A 19,103-nucleotide genomic window follows, 5' to 3' on the forward strand; every position below is an offset into this window, starting at 1 on the left:
CCGGGATGGGGCCTGCGCGCCGACCACATGGCTTCAGCGGCCCCCACCCCAACGCTCCCCCGGAAGGGGCGGGAGCAACACCGATGTGCCTGCATCGCTTGCCCCCACACGCTGCGAACCGGAGAAAACCGCATGAGCCTTGAACCCACCGAACTGCACGCGGCATCAACGCCGGCATTCCCTTTCTCCGCCCTGGTCGGCCAGGACGCGCTGCAGGGCGCCTTGCTGCTGGCCGCCATCGACCCCGGCATGGGCGGTGTGCTGATCAGCGGGCCGCGTGGCACCGCCAAGTCCACCTCGGCGCGTGCGCTCGCCGCATTGCTGCCGAACGCCCCGTTCGTCACGCTGCCGCTGGCGGCCAGCCTGGAACAGCTGGTGGGCACGCTCAACCTGGAAGACGTGTTGCGCGACGGCCAGGTGCGGCTCGCGCCCGGCCTGGTGGCGCGCGCACACGGCGGCGTGTTGTACGTGGACGAGGTCAATCTGCTGCCCGACGCGCTGGTTGACGCGCTGCTCGATGTCGCCGCCAGCGGCGTCAACACCGTGGAGCGCGACGGCGTGTCGCGCCAGCACGCCGCGCAGTTCGTGCTGGTCGGCACCATGAACCCGGAAGAGGGCGAACTGCGGCCGCAGCTGCTGGACCGTTTCGGCCTCTCGGTGGCGCTCGCCAACCCGAGCGACGCCGCGCAGCGCCAGGCCATCGTGCGCGCCCGGCTGGCCTTTGACGCCGACCCGCAGCGCCTGCTGGGCGAACACGCCGAGGCCCAGGCGCACCTGGTGGCATCGCTGGCCGCCGCGCGTGCCGTGTTGCCGAAACTGCAGTGGTCGGACGCGGTGCTGCAGCACGCCGCCCAGCTGGCCCAGGCCGCCGGTGTGGACGGCATCCGCGCCGACCTGGTGATGCTGCGCGCCGCACGCGCCCTGGCCGCGCTGGCGCAGCGCGACACCGTGAGCGTGGCCGACGTGGACGCCGTGGCCGAACTGGCGCTGGCACACCGCCGCGCACCCCACGGCCAGCCGCCCGCGGGTGGCAACGCAGCGGCCACACCGCAGGCCGCGCCGCCACCGCCTGCCGGCGGCAACGGCAATGCGAGCAGCCAGGCGAACGGACCGGCATCCACCACGGCCGGAACACCCGCCGCCGACGGCGACTGGGGCGCGTTGCCGCCACAGCCACAAGGCATGGAACGGGTGCTTCACACGGGGGCCTGGCCCCCAAAAAAAGCATGAGCCACCCCAGCCCCAGCGCGCTCGGCGCGCCCGGTGGCTGGCGGTGGCCAGGCCCCAGACCCGCAGCACCCCGGCCCACGCTGGCGCGGCACGCTGCGCGAGCCACCCCGGCCGCGGGCGGTGCCGGCATCCACTGGGTGCGCACGCTGTTGGCCAAGGGGCCGCAACGGCTGGCCGCGGCCCACCTGCGCCACCGGCCGCTGCACACGCGCGTGCCGCCGCTGCACCTGATCGCGCTCGACACCTCGGGCTCGATGCGCCAGGGCGGGCGCCTGGCCTGGGCCAAGGGTTATGCCGCGCGCCTGATCGAACAGGCCGCGCGCGCCGGTGACCACGTGGCGCTGATCGGCTTCGGCGGCCAGGGCGTGCAACTGCTGCTGCCCCCCGGCCCGGCGCGCGCCGCCGGCAGCGCCCGGGTGCGCCCGCTCGGCGGAGGCGGCGGCACACCGCTGGCGGCCTGCCTGCACGAGGCCGAGCGCCTGCTGCAGCGCGACCAGCGCCTGCGTGGCCCGGGCGGTGGCGACAACAACTGCCTCTGGCTGCTCACCGATGGCCGCACGCTGGAGCAAGCCGCCGCGCCCGCGAGCGCGGCCCACATCGTCGTGGTGGATTTCGACGACCCCCTGCGCCCCGTCGGCCGCTGTGCCGCCTGGGCAACCGACTGGCGGGCCGAACACCGGCTGGCGCACTGAACCTGATTTTCCCACCCACCATGTCCACACGCGAAACCGTTTCACCACCGATGACCGAGGTCATCGTCTGCACTACCTGCCGCCCGGCGGGCGCGTCGCGCGAGCAACGCGCGGCTGGCGACATCCTGTTCGAGGCGGTGCAGGCCGCGCAGGCTTTTGCAGAGGCGCCCGATGCGCAGGTGCGCGTGCGTGGCATGGCCTGCCTCAGCAGTTGCTCGCGCGCCTGCTCGGTGGCCTTCCAGGCGCCCGGCAAATACACCTACCTGTTTGGTGACCTGCAGCCCGACGAAGAAACCGCCGCGCACGTGCTGGCCTGTGCCGCCATGCACGCGGCAGCGGCCGACGGCAACCTGCTGCGCAATGAGCGCCCGGCGCGGCTGCGCAGCGGCATCCTCGCGCGCCTGCCACCCAGCCTGGGGGCACCATGAGGCCGCCGCGCATGGCCCCGCTTTCTGTTTTCTGTCCCGTCCTGGCGCCGAGGGGCGCGGCGCCCAGGGCTTCCTTGTTCAACCGCCTCAATCTTTTTGTCTGAAATGGAGCACCACATGAATGGAACCAGCACCACGGCACCTTCGGGCGCCACCTCCGCCGCACGCAGCCTGCTGCTGCAACTGGCCGCCGCCGCCGGGCTTGGCCTGGTCGTGTTGTACGGCGTGGCTTTCGCCGAGAGCCCGCTGGCACACAACGCGGCGCACGACGTGCGCCACGTGACTGTCAAACCCTGTCACTAAGAGAACACCTCTGCCGCGCTGCGCGACCCCCTCAAGGGGTGATGCCTGCGGCCTGGAAAAGCCAGTTCCGTGGCATCTCTGGACCAGGTGCTTTCGCGCCGGCGACTCCGCCCGAACAGGCGGCTTCGTTCCAACACTTTTTGGAGTTTCACCATGATTTTTCAACGACTGATCTGGGCCAGCCTGGCCGTTGCGCTGGCCGTCGGCCTTGTGCAGACCGGCGTGCAGCAACTGCAGGCCGTGCCCATCATCCTGGCCGCCGAGGTCTTTGAAGACCAGAAGATCGAAGCGCCGGCTGCCGCCGAAGCGGCGCCTGACGCGGCTGCGGCCGAACACGAAGGCCATGCCATGGCCGAAGAAGACGACGAATGGGCGCCGGAGGACGGTTTGGAGCGCACCGGCTGGACCTTCGTCGCCAACGTGCTGCACGCCTTCAGCATGGCGCTGCTGGTGTTCGCCGTGATGGGAGTGGCCCAGTGGCGCGGCACCACGCTGCGCGCGCTGCCGCTGGCCCTGGTGACCGCCGCCGCCGGCTGGCTGGTGTTCCACTTCTGGCCCTCGATCGGCCTGCACGCCGAAATCCCCGGCATGGACGCCGCCCGCCTGGGCTCGCGCCAGGCCTGGTGGATCCTGGCGGCCCTGAGCGCGGCCAGTGCCTGCGCCGTCGCCGCCGGCATGCGCAGCCACCTGCGCTGGCTGCTGGCCGCCGCCCTGCTGGCGCTGCCCTATGTGGTGGGTGCACCGCACATCACGGCCGACCCGCTGGGCGGCTTCCAGGGCGAAGCCCAGGCTGCGCTGCGCGATCTGGGGCAGCAATTCGTCTGGGCCACCACCTGGTTGTCGTTGTGCTTCTGGGCCTGCATGGGCGTGGCCGGCGGCCTGGCGTACCAGCGCTGGGTGCAACCGGCCCTGCGCGCCAGCATCGGCGGTGCCGTTCCTGCGGCCCACGCGGTCTGAGGGCAACTGCCCGCTGACGGACGGCACGCCGCCGTCCGCGTGATGGCATTCTGCCGGCCGCTGCCGGCAGGCAGAATGCCCACTGACCGTTCAAAGGATCCCGAAACATGCCGACCGACCTCCTGAGCCCGGCTGCCAGCGTGCAGCCCCTGCATTTCCACGCCACGCCCAAGCCCGCGCCGCAAGACGACGCCGGCACCCAGCGCTGGAACGTGCCCGACGTGCAGGCCCTGTTTGACCTGCCGTTCTCCGAGCTGCTGTACCGCGCACAGACCGTGCACCGCGAACACTTCGACCCGACCGAGGTCGAGCTCGCCACCTTGCTGTCGGTGAAAACCGGCGGTTGCCCCGAAGACTGCGGCTATTGCCCGCAGTCGGTGCATTTCGACACCGGCCTCACCGCCGGCAAGCTGATGGGCGTGGACGCGGTGCGCGAAGCCGCGCAACGTGCCAAACAGGCCGGCGCCACGCGCTTCTGCATGGGCGCGGCCTGGCGCGCGCCGAAAGACCGCGACGTCGACGCCGTGGCCGAGCTGGTGCGCACCGTGAAGGAAGAGGGCCTGGAGGCCTGCGCCACGCTGGGCATGTTGTCCGACGGCCATGCCGAGATCCTGCGCGATGCCGGCCTCGACTACTACAACCACAACCTCGACAGCGCGCCCGATTTCTACGGCGAGGTCATCACCACGCGCGACTACCAGGACCGCCTGGACACGCTGGAGCGTGTGCGCGGTGCTGGCGTCAAGGTCTGCTGCGGCGGCATCGTGGGCATGGGCGAATCGCGCCGGCAACGCGCCGCGCTGGTGGCCCAGCTCGCCAACCTCGCGCCCGACTATCCCGAGTCGGTGCCCATCAACAACCTGGTGAAGGTGCAGGGCACGCCGCTGGCCGACCAGCCCGACCTCGACCCATTGGAGTTCGTGCGCACCATCGCGGTGGCACGCATCACCATGCCGCGCGCCCGCGTGCGCCTGTCGGCCGGGCGCCAGCAGATGAGCGAAGCGGTGCAGGCCCTGTGTTTCGTGGCCGGCGCCAACTCCATCTTCTACGGCGAAAAACTGCTGACCACCGGCAACCCCGACGTCGAAGCCGACATGGGCCTGCTCAAGAAGCTGGGCCTGCAGCCGCGCCGCGGCCACGGGGGCTGAGGCCGGGCATGTCGCTCAACGAAGCCTGGCGCCAACGCAGCCTGGCGGCGGTGTGGCATCCCTGCACCCAGATGAAGCTGCACGAGCCCGGCGGCGCCGCGCTGCCGCTGGTGCCGCTGTCGCGTGCCGAAGGCGTCTGGCTGCACGACCACGAAGGCCGGCGTTACCTTGATGCCATCAGCTCCTGGTGGGTCAACCTGTTCGGGCACAACCACCCGGCGATCCGCGCCGCGCTCATCGACCAGCTGAACTCGATCGACCACGTGATGCTGGCCGGCTTCACGCACGCGCCGGTGGTGGAGCTGTCGGAGCGGCTGGCGGCGCTCACCGGCCTGGGTCACGCCTTCTACGGCAGCGACGGCGCCAGCGCCACCGAGATCGCCCTGAAGATGAGCGCGCACCACTGGCGCAACGCCGGCCGGCCGGGCAAGCACCGTTTTGTCGGTGTGGCCGGTGGATACCACGGCGAGACTGTGGGCGCGCTGGCGGTGACCGACATCGCCTTGTTCCGCGAAGCCTATGCGCCGCTGGTGCGCCTGGCCGACACCGTGCCCAGCCCCGATGCGCGCGCCGCCGCGCCCGGTGAGTCGGCGGCCGACGTGGCCGAACGCGCCGCCGATGCGCTGGAGCGCTGGCTGGCCGAGCACCACGAGAGCACGGCGGCGCTGATCGTCGAGCCGCTGATCCAGTGCGCTGCCGGCATGGCCATGCACCACCCGGCCTACCTGCGCCGCGCCCGCGCCCTGTGCGACCGCTACGGCGTGCACCTGGTGCTGGACGAGATCGCGGTCGGCTTCGGCCGCACCGGCACCTTGTTCGCGCACGAACAGGCCGGCATCCGGCCCGACTTTCTCTGCCTGTCCAAAGGCCTGACCGGTGGCACGCTGCCGCTGTCGGTGGTGCTCACCACCGACGCGGTGTACGCCGCGTTTTATGACGACGAAGTGGCACGCGGTTTCCTGCACTCGCACAGCTACACCGGCAACCCGCTGGCCTGCCGCGCCGCGCTCGCCACGCTCGACCTGTTTGAACAGACCGATGCGCTGCGCGCCAACGTGCTCACTGGCGAGCGGCTGGCCGCGCAATTCGAGCCGATCTCCAAGCACCCCCGCGTGCGCCACGCGCGCCGCCAGGGCATGGTGTTCGCGTGGGACGTGGCCAGCAGCCTGCCGGACTTCGGCCGTCGCTACGCGCGCCACGCACTGCAACGCGGCGCACTGCTGCGGCCCATCGGTCACACCGTCTACGCCATGCCGCCCTACGTGATCGACGAGGCCGAAGGCGCCTTCCTCGCCGACGCCGCGCTGCAGGCCCTGCACGCCACCCTGGCCGAAGAAGACGGCCATGCCGCACCGGCTGCAGATGCGGCCTGGGGAGTGTGCGATGGCGTTTGACGGCTGCTTCGTGACCGGCACCGACACCGGTGTCGGCAAGACCCTGGTGAGCGCGGCCCTGCTGCACGCGCTGCAACAGCACCACGCACGCGTGGTCGGCATGAAGCCGGTGGCGGCCGGGCTGGTGGAGCAGGGCGGTGGCTGGGTCAGCGAAGACGTGCTGGCCCTGCGCGCGGCCTCCAGCGTGGCCGTGCCCGCCGCACTCGACAACCCGGTGGCCCTGTCCGAGGCGCTGGCGCCGCACATCGCAGCGCAGCGCGCGGGCCATACCTTGTCTGTTGCCCAACTGCTCGCCGCCCACCACGCGCTGCGTGCGCTGGCCGACGTGGTGGTGGTCGAAGGCGCGGGCGGCTGGCGCGTGCCGATCAACGCCAGCGAAACCCTGGCCGACCTGGCGCGCGCCATCGCCGCGCCGGTGGTGCTGGTGGTGGGTGTGCGCCTGGGCTGCCTGAACCATGCGCTGCTCAGCGCCGAAGCGATCCGCGCCGACGGCCTGCACCTGGCCGGCTGGGTGGCGAACCGGGTTGACCCGGCCATGCCCTGCGCGCAGGAGAACATTGAAGCGTTGCGCGAGCGCCTGGGCGCGCCGCTGCTTGGCCAGTTGCCGTGGTTCGACACCCCGCCCGATGCGCGCCGCGTCCAACTGCAACTGCCGCCCGACTGGCAATGAAAGACGGGGCACTCCCATGAGCTGGTTGAACGAGATCGATCAACGCCTGGCCGAGCTGGACGCACGCACCCTGCTGCGGCGTCGGCGCGAGGTGCTGCCCGAGGGCGGCGCACGGTTGCGGGTGGACGGTGAATCGCTGCTGGCCTTCTGCAGCAATGACTACCTGGGCCTGTCGCAAGCGCCGGCCCTGCGGCAGGCGGTGCACGCCGCGGTGGACCTGTATGGCGTCGGCTCCGGCGCTTCGCCCATGGTCAGCGGCCACAGCGTGGCCAATGCCGCGCTCGAACGTGAACTGGCCGCGGCCGTCGGCCTGCCGCGTGCGTTGTACTTCTACGCCGGTTACGCCACCAACGCCAGCCTGGTGCCGGCCTTGGTGGGTGAGGGCGATGCGCTGTTTTCAGATGCCCTCAACCACGCCTGCCTGATCGACGGCGCGCGCCTCTCGCGCGCCACCGTGCACCGTTACCGCCATGGTGATCTGGCGCACCTCGCCGAACTGCTCGCGGCCAGCCCGGTGCGGCGCAAGCTGGTGATGAGCGACGCGGTGTTCAGCATGGACGGCGACGTGGCAGACATCGGCGCGTTGCACGCCCTGTGCGAGCAACACGACGCGCTGCTGCTGCTCGACGACGCACACGGTTTCGGCGTGCTCGGCCCCGAAGGCCGGGGCGCACTCGCCGCCGCCGGCCTCACCGGGCCAACCGCTTCGCCGCGCGTGCTCTACATGGCCACCCTGGGCAAGGCCCTGGGCGTGGCCGGCGCTTTTGTGGCCGGCCCCGAGCGGCTGGTGGAATGGGTGCTGCAGAAGACCCGCAGCTACACCTATGCCACCGCCGCGCCGCCGCTGCTGGCCGAAGCCCTGCGCGCCAGCCTGCGCTGCGTGCTCGGTGCCGACGGCGAGCAGCGCCGGCAACAGCTGGCAGACCGCATCGAACAACTGCGCAACGGCCTGGCGCCCGGGCAGCACGCCGCCTTCGACGCCACCGGCTGGCGGCTGATGCCGTCTGCCACCCCGATCCAGCCGCTGCTGATCGGCCACAACCAGCCCGCGCTGGCGGTGATGGCCTCGCTGCGCGAACAAGGCCTGTGGGTGCCGGCGATCCGGCCACCGACCGTGGCGCTGGGCACGGCGCGCCTGCGCATCGCCCTGTCGGCCGCGCACCAGCCCGACGATGTGGACGCGCTGCTGCGCGCGCTGCGCAAGGCAGCGGCCCAGGTGGCGGCATGAGCGGGCTGTGGTGGCCGCTGGCGCCCGGTGCGGTGGCGTCGTTGGCGCTGCCACTGGCGGTGCTGCTGGCTTTGCTGGTGGACCGCTGCTGGGGCGAACCACCGGCGCGCTGGCACCCGGTGGTGGCCATGGGCGCTTACCTGTCCTTCATGGGCCGGCGCGTCGCACCCACGCCGAACGCGGGCCAGGCCTCCCATGCACGCCCCTTCGTGCGCGGCGCGCTGGCCTGGTGCCTGGGTGCGGCGCTGGTGGTGGTGGCCGCGCTGGTGCTGCAGGTGCTGGTGTCGAACGCGCCCTGGTGGCTGCAGGCGCTGGTGCTGGGCCTGCTGCTCAAACCCTTGCTGGCCTGGCGCATGTTGCGCGACGAGGTGCGTGCGGTGGAAACCGCGCTCGGCCTCTCGCTGGCGGCCGGGCGCGAGCGCCTGTCCTGGCTGGTGAGCCGCGACGTGCACACGCTGGACGAAGCGCAGGTGCGCGAAAGCGCCATCGAATCCCTGGCCGAGAACCTCAACGACTCGGTGGTCGCGCCGCTGTTCTGGTTCGCGGTCGCCGGCCTGCCGGGCGCGGCACTCTACCGCCTCGCCAACACGGCCGACGCCATGTGGGGCTACCGCGGCGAACGCAACGGCCGCGACTGGACCTGGGCCGGCAAATGGGCCGCACGCGCCGACGATGTCTTGTCGTGGTTGCCGGCGCGCCTCACCGGTCTGCTGCTGGGCCTGCTCGGCGCGCTGCGCCAGTTGCCGGCCCTGCCGGCGCAGGCCGCGCGCACACCGTCGCCCAACAGCGGCTGGCCCATGGCGGCCATGGCCTTGGCGCTGGACGTGCGCCTGGGCAAACCGGGCGTCTACCAGTTGCACGATGGCGGCCGCCGCCCGCTGGCCGCCGATACCGCGGCGGCGCTGCAGCTCGCCGGCCGCGTGGTGGTGGTGCTGGCCGCGCTGGCACTGCTCTGGACCGTTGTGGTCTGGCGGGGGCTGGCATGAGCGCGCTGTTTTTGCCGGTGCACGGTGGCCCCGATGCCGCCGGTGTGCCGCTGTTCGACTTTTCCACCAACGCCAACGCCTGCGGCCCGTGCCCACACGCACTCGCCGCAGTGCAGGGCGCGGACGCGCGCCACTACCCCGACCCGGCCTACACCCAGCTGCGTGCCGCGCTCGCCGCCTGGCACGGTGTGGACGCTGCGCGTTTCGTGTTCGCGGCCAGCGCCAGCGAATTCATCGTGCGCTTCAGCGCCTGGGTGGCGCAGCAGGGCGGCCGGCACGTCTGGCTGCCGGCGCACGGCTATGGCGACTACGCCCGCGCCGCCACGGCCTGGCAGTTGCAGACCACCGCCGAGCCGGCGCAGGCGAGTCTGGCCTGGTTGTGTGAACCCGCCAGCCCGCTCGGCCAGGCCGAAGCCACCGCGCGCAACGTGGTGGCCACGGCCACCCACACGGTGCTCGATCGCGCTTACGAACCGCTGCGCCTGAGCGGCCGCTGCAGCCTGGACGCGGCCGCGCTGGACCGCGTCTGGCAACTCTGGACACCCAACAAGGCGCTGGGCCTCACCGGTGTGCGCGGCAGTTATGCGATTGCGCCGCTGGGCCAGGCTGCTGTGGTGCACGACCTGGAACAACTCGCGCCGTCCTGGCCGCTGGGTGCCCACGCCGTTGCCATGCTGCAGGCCTGGGTGTCAGCGGACTCGCAGGCCTGGGTGCGGCACAGCCTGCCCACGCTCACGTCGTGGACGCAAGACCTGCGCGCGCTGCTGCTGGAACTCGGCTGGACGGTCGCGCCCAGCGACGCCCCTTACCTCTGCGCCGCACCACCCCACGCCTTCGACGCGGCGGCGCTGCGCGCGGCCGGCATCAAGCTGCGCGATGCAAGCTCTTTCGGCCTGCCCGGCCAGTGGCGCCTGCGCGCGATGCCACCCGAGGCACTGGCCGCCTTGCGCGCGGCGTGGCTGGCGCAAACAACCCCAACGGAGCGTGTGGCATGACAGCGGTGTGTGTGATGGTGCTCGGCACCACCAGCGGTGCGGGCAAGAGCTGGCTCACCACCGCGCTGTGCCGGCACTACGCGCGCCAAGGGCTCAAGGTGGCGCCCTTCAAGGCGCAGAACATGAGCAACAACGCCAGGGTGGTTTCTGGCGGCGAGATCGGCTCGGCCCAGTACTTCCAGGCCCTGGCCGCGCGCGCCGAGCCCGATGTGCGCATGAACCCGCTGTTGCTCAAGCCCGAGGCCGACACACGCAGCCAGGTGGTGTTGCTGGGCCAGGTGAACGACGAGCTCTCGGCCTTGCCCTGGCGCGGCCGCAGCCAGCGCGTGTGGCCGCAGATCTGCGCCGCGCTGGACGCGCTGCGGGAAGAAAACGACGTGGTGGTGATCGAAGGCGCGGGTTCACCGGCCGAGATCAACCTGCACGCCAGCGACGTGGTGAACATGCGCGTGGCCCTACACGCGCAGGCGCGCTGCCTGCTGGTGACCGACATCGACCGCGGCGGCGCCTTCGCCCACCTCTACGGCACCTGGGCCCTGCTGCCGCCGGAAGAGCGCGCGCTGATCCACGGTTTTGTGCTCAACAAGTTTCGCGGCGACGCCAGCCTGCTCGCACCCGCACCGCAGCAACTGCAGGAACTCACCGGCGTGCCCACGGTGGCGGTGCTGCCGATGTGGTGGCAACACGGCCTGCCGGAAGAAGACGGTGTGTTCGACGACAAGACCCGCGCGGCCGGCGCGGTGACGAAGACCGTGGCGGTGATCGCCTACCCGCGCATCAGCAACCTGGACGAATTCCAGCCGCTCAAGAACGTGCCCGGCGTGCGCCTGGTCTGGGCGCGCACACCCGCCGACTGCGCGGGCGCCGACTGGATCGTGCTGCCCGGCAGCAAGGCCACCGCGTCCGACCTGGCCTGGCTGCGCGCGCAGGGGCTGGACCGTGCGGTGGCGGCGCACGCCGCGCAGGGCGGGGCGGTGCTGGGGGTGTGCGGCGGCCTGCAGATGCTGGGCGAGGCGCTGATCGACACCCATGGCATCGACGGCAACGCCCCCGGCCTCGGCCTGCTGCCGCTGGTGACACAGTTCGACCCGCAGAAAACCGTGCGCCACGCACGCACCCGTTTTGGCGAGCTCACCGGTGCGTGGGCCGCGCTGTCGGGCGTGGACGCGGCGGGCTACGAAATCCACCACGGCCAGACCCTGCCGCACGCCGCCATGGCCGCCGCCGGTGATGTGGCGCGCGAGGCCCTGCCCGGTGGCCTGGGCTGGCAGAATGCGCGCGGCAACGTGCTCGGTGTGTACCTGCACGGCCTGTTCGAAGATCCCCGCGTACTGCAAGCCCTGTTCGGTACCAGCGTGCCCACGCTGGAGAGCGTGTTCGATGGCTTGGCCGATTTCCTGGCCGCCCATGTCGAACCCGGCCTGCTCGACCAACTCATCGAACCCTGAATATGAAGACCATCGCCGACATCACCCAGCCCGAACTCGCACAGGCACTGCAGCGCGCGCTCGACAACAAGACCAAACCGGTCGGCTCGCTCGGCCGGCTGGAAGCGCTGGCGCAGCGCATCGGCCTGATCCTCGGCACGCTGCAGCCCGAGCTGCGCGAACCGCAGATGCTGGTGTGCGCGGCCGACCACGGCCTGGCCGCGCGCGGCGTCTCGGCCTACCCGAGCGACGTCACCTGGCAGATGGTGGAGAACTTCCTTGCCGGTGGTGCGGCGGTGAGCGTGCTGGCGCGCCAGCACGGCATCGCCCTCAACGTGGTGGACTGCGGCGTGCGCCACGACTTTGCGGCGCGGCCGGGCCTGATCGTGCGCAAGATCGCGCCCGGCACGGCCGACGCGCTGGAAGGCCCGGCCATGAGCGCCACGCAATGCGCGCAGGCCATCGCCAACGGCCGCGAGGTGGTGCATGGCCTGCCGGGCAATGCGCTGCTGCTGGGCGAGATGGGCATCGGCAACACCTCGGCGGCTTCGATGCTGCTGGCGCGCCTGGCGCAGCTCGACGTGGCTGACGTTACCGGTGCCGGCACCGGGCTGGACGCGGCGGCGGTGCAGCGCAAGATCGGCATCCTGCGCGAAGTGCTGGCGCGCCATGCCGACGCCACCGCACCGCTGGACGCGCTCGCCGCCTTCGGCGGTTTCGAGATCGCCACGCTCACCGGCGCGGTGCTGCAGGCCGCCGAAGAACGGCGCGTGATCGTGGTGGACGGTTTCATCGCCAGCGCCGCCGTGCTGGTGGCCGCGCAGTTGCAGCCGCACCTGTTGCAGCGCTGCGTGTTCGCGCACCACTCGGGCGAACGCGGCCACGCGTTGATGCTGGCGCACCTGAAGGTGGAACCGCTGCTCGATCTGGGCCTGCGCCTGGGCGAAGGCTCGGGCGCGGCGCTGGCCTGGCCGCTGCTGCACAGCGCCTGCGCGCTGCTGCGCGAGATGGCGAGTTTTGAATCCGCCGGTGTCTCGCGCAGCGAAGACGTGGCCGACCCCAGCCGCGCCTGAAATCCGATGCCTTCCTTCTTCAGGCACTTCCTGCTCGCGCTGCAGTTCTTCACCCGCATCCCGGTGACCGGGCGGCTGGCCGACTGGGTCGGCTTCAGCCCGGCCATGCTGCGCGCCAGCGCCGCGCATTTTCCCGGCGTGGGCTGGGTGGTGGGTGTGCTTACCGCGGCGCTGCTCTGGGCCTTGCTGGTGCTGCTGCCGCCGGTGCCGGCCGCGGCCTGGGTGGCGGTGGTGCTGAGCACCGTGTTCGGCGTCTGGCTCACCGGCGCGTTTCACGAAGACGGCCTGGCCGATCTGGCCGATGGCCTGGGCGGCAGTGTGCAGCGTGAGCGCGCGCTGGAGATCATGAAGGACTCGCGCATCGGCAGCTACGGCGCCATTGCGCTGGTGCTGGTGCTGCTCACCAAGGTGGCGCTGCTCGCGCTGCTGGCGCAGGGCAGCGCGTGGCTGGCGGTGGTGGCGCTGTTCGCGGCCCACGTCACCTCGCGCACGCTGCCGCTGTTCATCATCCGCACGCTGCCGCACGTGGGTGACACCGCACAGTCCAAAAGCAAACCGCTGGCCGACAGCCTGTCCACCGCCGGCCTGCTGGCGGGCCTGCTCTGGTGGGCGCTGGCGATGGCGCTGGCCTGGTGGTGTTTGCCCGGTGCGCCCTGGTGGGCGGCGGTGCTGGGCGCGGTGATCGGCCTGGCCTGGATGTGGCGGCTGCTGCAGCGCCGTCTGCAGGGCTTCACCGGCGACGGCCTGGGCGCCACGCAGCAGGTGGCTGAAGTCTTGTTCTACCTCGGGCTGGCGCTGGCCTGGCCGCTGCTGTCATGAAGCTCTGGATGTTGCGCCACGCGGCGGTGATGCTGCCACCCGGCCTGTGTTACGGCGCCAGCGACGTGGCGGCCGATGCCGCGCTCACGCGCCAGGCCGCGAAAGACTTTGCGCCCCTGTTGCCGGTGGGCACGGCGGTCTGGGTGTCGGGCCTGCTGCGCGCACAACAAATGGCCGGCGCGCTGCAGGCCGAGCGCCGCGACCTGAAGGCCGCGCGCGTCGACACCCGTTTGAACGAAATGGACTTTGGCGACTGGGAGTTGAAACGCTGGGACAGCGTGCCGGCGGCGGCCTTCGACGCCTGGATGGCCGACTTCGCGCAGCACCGCTTTGGTGGCGTGGAGAGCACGCAGATGCTGCTGTACCGCGTGGCCGCCGCACTGGGTGACTTGCGGCCCGCCGCCAGCGCCAACGTGTTGTGGGTCACGCACGCCGGTGTGATCCGCGCGGCGCAGCACATTCTGCAAGGGGGTGGTGTGCGCATCCGCGAAGCGGCCGAGTGGCCGAAGGATGCGCCCGAGCCGGGCGGCTGGACGGCGCTCGACTTGTAGCCGCCGCGCCGCCGCACCGGCCTGGCGCGGGGCCGCTTCAGTTGCGAACCAGCACCGGGTCGGTGGCCGGCGGGTGCTCGGGGTCGAGCAGGCTGCGCGGCGGATTGCGCTTCATCTCGTCGGCCATGGTCAGCTGCTCGGGGCTGGTGCATTCATCGGCCATGCGCTTGCCCAGCTTCTGGTTCATGAGCATCGACTTGTTGCCCAGCTGCAGCCAGAGCGCGCCGCGCTTCGGGTCTTCCAGGCGAATGGCACCGGTGCGGCTTTCCACCGGGTGCATGTAGTAGCGCGCGTTGCGCACGTTCTTCACCTGCACGAGGAAGAAACCCTGGCGTTTGGCGGGTGTGATCTGCACCGCGTTGCCCAGCTCGCAAGGGATGTTGCCGAGGTAGACCCGCTGGGCCACCGCGAGGTCGGCTTCGGTGAGGGCCACGTCGGAGTCTTCTTCGATCGGGGTCGCTTCTTCCACGGCCTTGGCGGCAGAGCGGGCCAGCGGCGCGCGTTTCTTGACAGGGGCTTGTGCGCTGGCGGGCGCCTTGGCGGCTGCGGCCGGTTTGCTGGCCGGGGTTTGTGCCAGTGCCACGGCCGGAGCCAGTGCGACGGCGCTCAGGGAAAGCACGAGAGGAAGGATGTTCATGGGCTCATGGTGTTGGACGGGGACGCAGGCCCGGGGTGGGCCGGGCCTTCTCGACGTCGATCGGGAGCACCTCGGAATGCCAGGGTGCCGCCAATCTGGACAGCGCACAGTCTGACCGCATGGCGGTGCAAATGGTGTTCGCAGATGTTTCGGCGAGGGTCTTTCGCCGAGGGTCCAGATCGTGGCGTGAGCCTTGTCCGTGCCCGGCCTACAGGCCGAGCCAATCCAGCAAGCCGCCCAGTTTCTTTTCGGTTGAAGTGTCGAAGCCCTTGATGCCCACGTTCTTCAACACGCTCTGGCCCGCCTCGGTGTCGGGCATGGCGCGCAAGGCCTTTTGCATGGCGTCGATCTGGGCCGCGGTGAAGTCGCGGTCCGCGATCAGCGGGAAGTAGGGCTGGGATACGCTGGTGAACAGCACGCGCTGGCCGGTTTTGTCGAGTGACTTGGCCACGCCCGAGTACGACGCCACGCCGCCCACGTCGGCGAACTTGTTGCTCAGGAAGAAAGGAATGGAGGCTTGTTCGCGCACGCGCTGCACGTTCTCCTTGGCGATGTCGAGGCCTTCGTCGCGCAGCGCCGAGGTGCAGAACTTGGCCATGTAGGCGGCGGTCTCGGGCAAGACGAAGCGCTTGCCCTTCACGTCGGCCAGTGTCTTGTAGGGCGCGTCCTTGGGCACGACGATCAGGCACTGGCCATCGGGGCTGGCCGAGGCCACGTACTTGTAGCCGTAGTCGCGCATGCCCCGTGCCGGAAAGTCGCTTGGGCGCGCCATGGCGAGGGCAAAGCGCCGCTGCTTCATGCCCTCTTCAAGCGACGCGAACTCGCGGATGAACACCACGTTCACCTTCTGGTTGATGCTCTTGCCGATGACGTCGGCCAGGTCCTGGTATTTGGCAATGACGCGTGCGTGGTCGGTGCCGCCCGATGTGCCTTCGCTGATCGCGAGGATCAGGTTCTGCGCGTGCGATGGCGCGGCCAGCCAGGACAGTGCCACTGCGGCACAACAAAACAATGCTCTCATTACCGATATATCTGCGTGCATGAATGGAGGGAAGCGGGATCTTAGTCCGCACGCACCGCAGCAAGAGGATGCAGGAACGACGAACGCGACCGCTGCCGTGCCCAACGGGGCACGTGCAGGGGCGTTGTCAGTCAAAGGTTGACGGTTTTTTCCTTGAAGTCGCACACCGAAGCCACCGCGCAGCGCGGGCACAGCGGCTTGCGCGCCTGGCACACATAGCGCCCGTGCAGGATGAGCCAGTGGTGCGAGTCCACCGCATAGGCCGGCGGCACGCGCTTCATCAATTGCAGTTCCACCGCCAGCGGCGTCTTGCCCGGCGCCAGGCCGGTGCGGTTGCTGACGCGGAAGATGTGCGTGTCCACCGCCATCGTGGGCTCGCCGAAGGCCACGTTGAGCACCACGTTGGCCGTCTTGCGGCCCACGCCGGGCAGGGCTTCGAGCGCCTCGCGCGTGCCCGGCACCTCGCCGCCGTGTTGCTCCACCAGCATGCGGCAGGTCTGCAGCAGGTGCTTGGCCTTGCTGTGGTACAGGCCGATGGTCTTGATGTAACTCTCCAGCCCGTCCAGGCCCAGATCCAGAATGGCCTGCGGCGTGTTCGCCACCGGGAACAGCTTGCGCGTGGCCTTGTTGACACCCACGTCGGTGGCCTGGGCCGAGAGCAGCACGGCGGTGAGCAGCTCGAACACGCTGGTGTATTCGAGCTCGGTTTGTGGGGTGGGGTTGGCGGCCTTGAGCGTGGCGAAAAAGGCTTCGATGTGGGCGGGCGTCATGCGCGCGGATTGTCCCACGCGCCACGCGCCGTCTCAGCCGCGCTCGGCCTCGGCGCGCAGCCAGTTCGCGAAGTCCAGCGCATCGGGGTTGTCGTGCGCGTGGGCCGCCATTTCCACGTAGTAGCCACGGCGCGTGGCCGCGCCGCCGCTGCGAAACGGCGCCACCAGCTGCTTCCTGTCCACCAGCGACTGCAGCAGCGGCAGCCGGCCGATCACCACACCCTGGCCCGCCACGGCAGCGGCCACTGCGTCGGCGTACTGGGTGAACTGCATTGTGTTCTTCATGCGCATGTCCGGCAGGCCCATGACCTGGAACCAGGGTTCCCAGTCGGTGGTGAGCGCGGGGCCCGTGGGCTTCTCCACCGTCAGCAGGGTGTGGTGGGCCAGGTCGGCGGGCTGGCGCAGCGGGGTGGTCTTGTCGCGCAGCAGGGACGGGGCGCACAGCGGCTGCACGGTTTCCTCGAACAGCGCCTGACCTCGCCCGATGCTGGATGGCACGAACCGCACCGCCATGTCGAGCCGGTGCCGTTCGAGGTCCATGATCTCCATGGAGGCGGAGATGCGCACGTCCACCTGCGGGTGGCTGGCCGTGAAGCGGGCGAGCCGGGGAATGAGCCAGAGCGAGGCGAAGCCGTGCGTGCAGGTCATGGCCACCTGCCGCAGGCGTGGGCCGGGGCGCACGCGCGCCGAGGCGTCGCGCAGCCGTTCCAGTGCATCGCGCGTGGCGCGCTGCATCACCTCGCCGGCATCGGTCAGCACCAGGGCGCGGTGGTGCCGTTCGAACAGCGGGGTGCCCAGGCTCTCTTCCAGCAACTGGATCTGCCGGCTCACGGCCGACTGTGTGAGGTGCAGCTCTTCCGCGGCGAGGGTGAAGCTCAGCGTGCGCGCTGCTGCGTCGAAGCAGGGCAGCAGGTCCAGCCGCAGCATCTGCGAGCGGGGGAGGGCGCCCAGCGGGATTTTCACATTCCTGAATGGCATGCGAAGCATTCGAAATGAACGGTTGAGCAGTGTAGGGCGGCTAATTACAGTCATGCACATCCCTGATGCGAAAGGAGTGTTTCATGAAAACCGACACCTTGACCGTGGACCTGAACATGCCCCACAAGGCGCTGCAGTCCATCCCCGCTGGCGCGCTGCGCCTCGTGTGCCGCGAAGGCAGCGTGTGGATCACGCTCGACCACGACGAACGCGACGTGGTGCTGAACGCGGGCGACGACTTCGTCGTCCAGCCGCACCAGCGCGTGATCGCCTATGCCCTGAAGCCTGCCGTGCTGCGGCTGGAGCCGCATGCCCCCACCTGCACCCGGCGCGCACCCGAACCGCGCTGGCGCCGGCTGGCGCAGCGGCTGCATGGTGGCCGGTCGCACGGCCCGGCGGGCACGGCCCTGGCCTGAACCGGGGGCGCCCCGCGCCGGTGCGCGAGAATGGCGGTCGTTGACCACGACTTCACGGAAACCGCCGCCATGACCTTTGCCATTCCCTTTGCCGACCGCCTCAACAACGTCGAGACCTCCGCCATCCGCGAACTCTTCAAGCTGCTGGGCAAGCCCGGCATCATCAGCTTTGCCGGTGGCTTCCCCGACAGCGCGATGTTCGATGTGGACGGCATCCGCGAAGCGGTGAACACGGCCCTTACCGAAGAAGCCGGCGGCGCGCTGCAGTACGGTGCCACCGAGGGCTACCAGCCGCTGCGCGAACAGCTTGCCGCCTTCATGGCCAGCAAGGGCGCCAAAGACGTGGCCGCGAACGACCTGATCGTCACCACAGGCAGCCAGCAGGGCCTGGACCTGCTGGGCAAGACGCTGGTCTCGCCCGGCGACAAGGTGATCGTCGAAGGCCCGACCTTCCTTGCCACCATCCAGTGCTTCCGCCTCTACGGCGCCGAACTCATCAGCGCGCCGGTGGACGGTGATGGCGTGAAGACCGACGAACTGGAAAAACTCATCGCCGAACACAAGCCCAAGTTCGTCTACCTCATCCCCACCTTCGGCAACCCCAGCGGCGCCATGCTCAGCCTGGAGCGCCGCAAGCAGGTGCTGGAGATGGCGGTGAAGCACAACACGCTGATCGTGGAAGACGACCCGTATGGCGACCTTTACTTCGGCGCCGCGCCGCCGCCCAGCCTGCTCGCGCTCAGCGCCAGCGTGCCCGGCAGCCGCGAGCGCCTGGTGCACTGCGGTTCCTTGAGCAAGGTGCTCAGCCCCGGCCTGCGCGTGGGCTGGATGGTGGGCCCGGCCGCATTGCTGGCCCAGGCCACCATGTGCAAACAGTTCAGCGACGCCCACACCAGCACTTTTGCCCAGGCCACGGCCGCGCAATACCTCAAGGCCGGCCGCATGCCCGCCACGCTGGACAAGGTGCGCAAGGTGTACGCCGAACGCGCCATCACCATGGGCAACGCGCTGCGCCGCGAACTCGGCGACGCGATCGAGTTCGTGCAACCCCAGGGCGGCCTGTTCGTCTGGGCCCGCCTCACCGGCGCGGGCGGCAAGGTGGCCGACGGCGGTGAGTTCGCCAAACGCGCCATCGAAAAAGGCGTGGCCTTCGTGCCCGGCGCCCCGTTCTACGCCCGCAACCCCGACCACGCCACCCTGCGCCTGAGCTTCGCCACCGTGGGGGTGGAGAAGATCGAAGAGGGCGTGGCGCGGTTGGGGCAGGCGGTGTGAAGCTGCCTCGGTGACGACGCCCGACTGACCACGCTCCGGGGTCTTCCACCCCTTTTCTGGACAGCGCATCGGCTTTCATATACTGTACTTTCGTACAGTATATTGAGC

General features: G+C 70.4%; 21 protein-coding genes. 17 read left to right on the top strand and 4 right to left on the bottom strand.

Annotated elements, in window-relative coordinates:
- Window positions 1–132 precede the first annotated feature (132 nt).
- From HPA01S_RS11865 to HPA01S_RS11935, 15 genes are all read left to right on the top strand, one after another.
- Entirely contained in the window at window positions 133–1,230 is a 1,098-nt protein-coding gene (locus HPA01S_RS11865) for a magnesium chelatase ATPase subunit I (RefSeq protein WP_066270171.1), read from the top strand.
- Window positions 1,227–1,922: a vWA domain-containing protein gene (locus HPA01S_RS11870; RefSeq protein ID WP_245638633.1), complete on the top strand. Its 696-nt coding sequence runs from the start codon at window positions 1,227–1,229 to the stop codon at window positions 1,920–1,922. Before HPA01S_RS11865 ends, HPA01S_RS11870 begins: the two co-directional genes overlap by 4 nt.
- A gap of 20 nt (window positions 1,923–1,942) precedes the next feature.
- A complete protein-coding gene (locus HPA01S_RS11875) occupies window positions 1,943–2,350 on the top strand; it encodes a DUF1636 family protein (RefSeq protein WP_066270172.1) in 408 nt (135 codons plus the stop codon).
- Window positions 2,351–2,467: 117 nt separating this feature from the next.
- Window positions 2,468–2,653, top strand: a complete 186-nt coding sequence (locus HPA01S_RS11880; protein ID WP_066270246.1) for a CbtB domain-containing protein — start codon at window positions 2,468–2,470, stop codon at window positions 2,651–2,653.
- A 153-nt stretch (window positions 2,654–2,806) separates the two neighbouring features.
- Window positions 2,807–3,610 carry a CbtA family protein gene (locus HPA01S_RS11885; protein WP_066270175.1) on the top strand — a complete coding sequence of 268 codons (804 nt, stop codon included), beginning with the start codon at window positions 2,807–2,809 and terminating at the stop codon, window positions 3,608–3,610.
- A gap of 107 nt (window positions 3,611–3,717) precedes the next feature.
- Window positions 3,718–4,758: a biotin synthase BioB gene (bioB, locus tag HPA01S_RS11890; RefSeq protein ID WP_084360644.1), complete on the top strand. Its 1,041-nt coding sequence runs from the start codon at window positions 3,718–3,720 to the stop codon at window positions 4,756–4,758.
- An 8-nt stretch (window positions 4,759–4,766) separates the two neighbouring features.
- Complete coding sequence (gene bioA, locus HPA01S_RS11895; RefSeq protein WP_066270177.1) at window positions 4,767–6,152, top strand: adenosylmethionine--8-amino-7-oxononanoate transaminase; 1,386 nt, start codon at window positions 4,767–4,769, stop codon at window positions 6,150–6,152.
- On the top strand, window positions 6,142–6,822 hold the full coding sequence (bioD, locus tag HPA01S_RS11900) for a dethiobiotin synthase (RefSeq protein WP_066270179.1): 681 nt from the start codon (window positions 6,142–6,144) through the stop codon (window positions 6,820–6,822). Before bioA ends, bioD begins: the two co-directional genes overlap by 11 nt.
- Window positions 6,823–6,838: 16 nt before the next feature.
- Window positions 6,839–8,050, top strand: coding sequence for an aminotransferase class I/II-fold pyridoxal phosphate-dependent enzyme (locus HPA01S_RS11905; RefSeq protein ID WP_066270181.1), 1,212 nt, complete (start codon window positions 6,839–6,841; stop codon window positions 8,048–8,050).
- Entirely contained in the window at window positions 8,047–9,036 is a 990-nt protein-coding gene (gene cbiB / locus HPA01S_RS11910) for an adenosylcobinamide-phosphate synthase CbiB (protein WP_066270182.1), read from the top strand. The genes HPA01S_RS11905 and cbiB overlap by 4 nt, the downstream gene beginning before the upstream one ends.
- Entirely contained in the window at window positions 9,033–10,031 is a 999-nt protein-coding gene (locus HPA01S_RS11915; protein WP_066270184.1) for an aminotransferase class I/II-fold pyridoxal phosphate-dependent enzyme, read from the top strand. The genes cbiB and HPA01S_RS11915 overlap by 4 nt, the downstream gene beginning before the upstream one ends.
- On the top strand, window positions 10,028–11,479 hold the full coding sequence (locus HPA01S_RS11920; RefSeq protein WP_066270186.1) for a cobyric acid synthase: 1,452 nt from the start codon (window positions 10,028–10,030) through the stop codon (window positions 11,477–11,479). The genes HPA01S_RS11915 and HPA01S_RS11920 overlap by 4 nt, the downstream gene beginning before the upstream one ends.
- A 2-nt stretch (window positions 11,480–11,481) precedes the next feature.
- Window positions 11,482–12,531, top strand: coding sequence for a nicotinate-nucleotide--dimethylbenzimidazole phosphoribosyltransferase (cobT, locus tag HPA01S_RS11925; protein ID WP_066270188.1), 1,050 nt, complete (start codon window positions 11,482–11,484; stop codon window positions 12,529–12,531).
- Window positions 12,532–12,537: 6 nt separating this feature from the next.
- Entirely contained in the window at window positions 12,538–13,350 is an 813-nt protein-coding gene (locus HPA01S_RS11930) for an adenosylcobinamide-GDP ribazoletransferase (RefSeq protein ID WP_066270190.1), read from the top strand.
- On the top strand, window positions 13,347–13,901 hold the full coding sequence (locus HPA01S_RS11935) for a histidine phosphatase family protein (RefSeq protein WP_066270192.1): 555 nt from the start codon (window positions 13,347–13,349) through the stop codon (window positions 13,899–13,901). Before HPA01S_RS11930 ends, HPA01S_RS11935 begins: the two co-directional genes overlap by 4 nt.
- Before the next feature lie 37 nt (window positions 13,902–13,938).
- Here HPA01S_RS11935 and HPA01S_RS11940 read toward each other — a convergent pair whose 3' ends face one another.
- The 4 genes from HPA01S_RS11940 to HPA01S_RS11955 all read right to left on the bottom strand — a co-directional run bounded on the left by HPA01S_RS11940 (window position 13,939) and on the right by HPA01S_RS11955 (window position 17,307).
- Window positions 13,939–14,538, bottom strand: a complete 600-nt coding sequence (locus HPA01S_RS11940; protein WP_066270194.1) for a hypothetical protein — start codon at window positions 14,536–14,538, stop codon at window positions 13,939–13,941.
- A gap of 208 nt (window positions 14,539–14,746) precedes the next feature.
- Complete coding sequence (locus HPA01S_RS11945) at window positions 14,747–15,559, bottom strand: phosphate/phosphite/phosphonate ABC transporter substrate-binding protein (protein ID WP_066270196.1); 813 nt, start codon at window positions 15,557–15,559, stop codon at window positions 14,747–14,749.
- A 131-nt stretch (window positions 15,560–15,690) separates the two neighbouring features.
- Window positions 15,691–16,329 carry an endonuclease III gene (nth, locus tag HPA01S_RS11950; protein ID WP_066270200.1) on the bottom strand — a complete coding sequence of 213 codons (639 nt, stop codon included), beginning with the start codon at window positions 16,327–16,329 and terminating at the stop codon, window positions 15,691–15,693.
- A gap of 33 nt (window positions 16,330–16,362) precedes the next feature.
- Window positions 16,363–17,307, bottom strand: coding sequence for a LysR substrate-binding domain-containing protein (locus HPA01S_RS11955; RefSeq protein WP_066270202.1), 945 nt, complete (start codon window positions 17,305–17,307; stop codon window positions 16,363–16,365).
- 83 nt (window positions 17,308–17,390) lie between these two features.
- Between HPA01S_RS11955 and HPA01S_RS11960 the strand changes: the two genes are divergently transcribed.
- On the top strand, window positions 17,391–17,723 hold the full coding sequence (locus HPA01S_RS11960) for a DUF2917 domain-containing protein (protein WP_066270203.1): 333 nt from the start codon (window positions 17,391–17,393) through the stop codon (window positions 17,721–17,723).
- Window positions 17,724–17,804: 81 nt separating this feature from the next.
- Window positions 17,805–18,995: an aminotransferase-like domain-containing protein gene (locus HPA01S_RS11965; protein ID WP_066270250.1), complete on the top strand. Its 1,191-nt coding sequence runs from the start codon at window positions 17,805–17,807 to the stop codon at window positions 18,993–18,995.
- Window positions 18,996–19,103: the final 108 nt, after the last annotated feature.

The organism is Hydrogenophaga palleronii NBRC 102513, from assembly GCF_001571225.1.
Classification (GTDB): Bacteria; Pseudomonadota; Gammaproteobacteria; order Burkholderiales; family Burkholderiaceae_C; genus Hydrogenophaga; species Hydrogenophaga palleronii.

Excerpts from the sequence above, each read along its gene's own strand:
- HPA01S_RS11905 (WP_066270181.1), top strand. The coding sequence starts at position 6,839 with ATGAGCTGGTTGAACGAGATCGATCAACGCCTGGCCGAGCTGGACGCA.
- HPA01S_RS11870 (WP_245638633.1), top strand. The coding sequence starts at position 1,227 with ATGAGCCACCCCAGCCCCAGCGCGCTCGGCGCGCCCGGTGGCTGGCGG.
- HPA01S_RS11880 (WP_066270246.1), top strand. The coding sequence starts at position 2,468 with ATGAATGGAACCAGCACCACGGCACCTTCGGGCGCCACCTCCGCCGCA.
- HPA01S_RS11865 (WP_066270171.1), top strand. The coding sequence starts at position 133 with ATGAGCCTTGAACCCACCGAACTGCACGCGGCATCAACGCCGGCATTC.
- bioD (WP_066270179.1), top strand. The coding sequence starts at position 6,142 with ATGGCGTTTGACGGCTGCTTCGTGACCGGCACCGACACCGGTGTCGGC.
- nth (WP_066270200.1), bottom strand. The coding sequence starts at position 16,329 with ATGACGCCCGCCCACATCGAAGCCTTTTTCGCCACGCTCAAGGCCGCC.
- bioA (WP_066270177.1), top strand. The coding sequence starts at position 4,767 with ATGTCGCTCAACGAAGCCTGGCGCCAACGCAGCCTGGCGGCGGTGTGG.
- HPA01S_RS11940 (WP_066270194.1), bottom strand. The coding sequence starts at position 14,538 with ATGAACATCCTTCCTCTCGTGCTTTCCCTGAGCGCCGTCGCACTGGCT.
- HPA01S_RS11945 (WP_066270196.1), bottom strand. The coding sequence starts at position 15,559 with ATGAGAGCATTGTTTTGTTGTGCCGCAGTGGCACTGTCCTGGCTGGCC.
- HPA01S_RS11885 (WP_066270175.1), top strand. The coding sequence starts at position 2,807 with ATGATTTTTCAACGACTGATCTGGGCCAGCCTGGCCGTTGCGCTGGCC.
- cobT (WP_066270188.1), top strand. The coding sequence starts at position 11,482 with ATGAAGACCATCGCCGACATCACCCAGCCCGAACTCGCACAGGCACTG.
- HPA01S_RS11930 (WP_066270190.1), top strand. The coding sequence starts at position 12,538 with ATGCCTTCCTTCTTCAGGCACTTCCTGCTCGCGCTGCAGTTCTTCACC.
- bioB (WP_084360644.1), top strand. The coding sequence starts at position 3,718 with ATGCCGACCGACCTCCTGAGCCCGGCTGCCAGCGTGCAGCCCCTGCAT.
- HPA01S_RS11915 (WP_066270184.1), top strand. The coding sequence starts at position 9,033 with ATGAGCGCGCTGTTTTTGCCGGTGCACGGTGGCCCCGATGCCGCCGGT.
- cbiB (WP_066270182.1), top strand. The coding sequence starts at position 8,047 with ATGAGCGGGCTGTGGTGGCCGCTGGCGCCCGGTGCGGTGGCGTCGTTG.
- HPA01S_RS11875 (WP_066270172.1), top strand. The coding sequence starts at position 1,943 with ATGTCCACACGCGAAACCGTTTCACCACCGATGACCGAGGTCATCGTC.
- HPA01S_RS11960 (WP_066270203.1), top strand. The coding sequence starts at position 17,391 with ATGAAAACCGACACCTTGACCGTGGACCTGAACATGCCCCACAAGGCG.
- HPA01S_RS11935 (WP_066270192.1), top strand. The coding sequence starts at position 13,347 with ATGAAGCTCTGGATGTTGCGCCACGCGGCGGTGATGCTGCCACCCGGC.
- HPA01S_RS11920 (WP_066270186.1), top strand. The coding sequence starts at position 10,028 with ATGACAGCGGTGTGTGTGATGGTGCTCGGCACCACCAGCGGTGCGGGC.
- HPA01S_RS11955 (WP_066270202.1), bottom strand. The coding sequence starts at position 17,307 with ATGCCATTCAGGAATGTGAAAATCCCGCTGGGCGCCCTCCCCCGCTCG.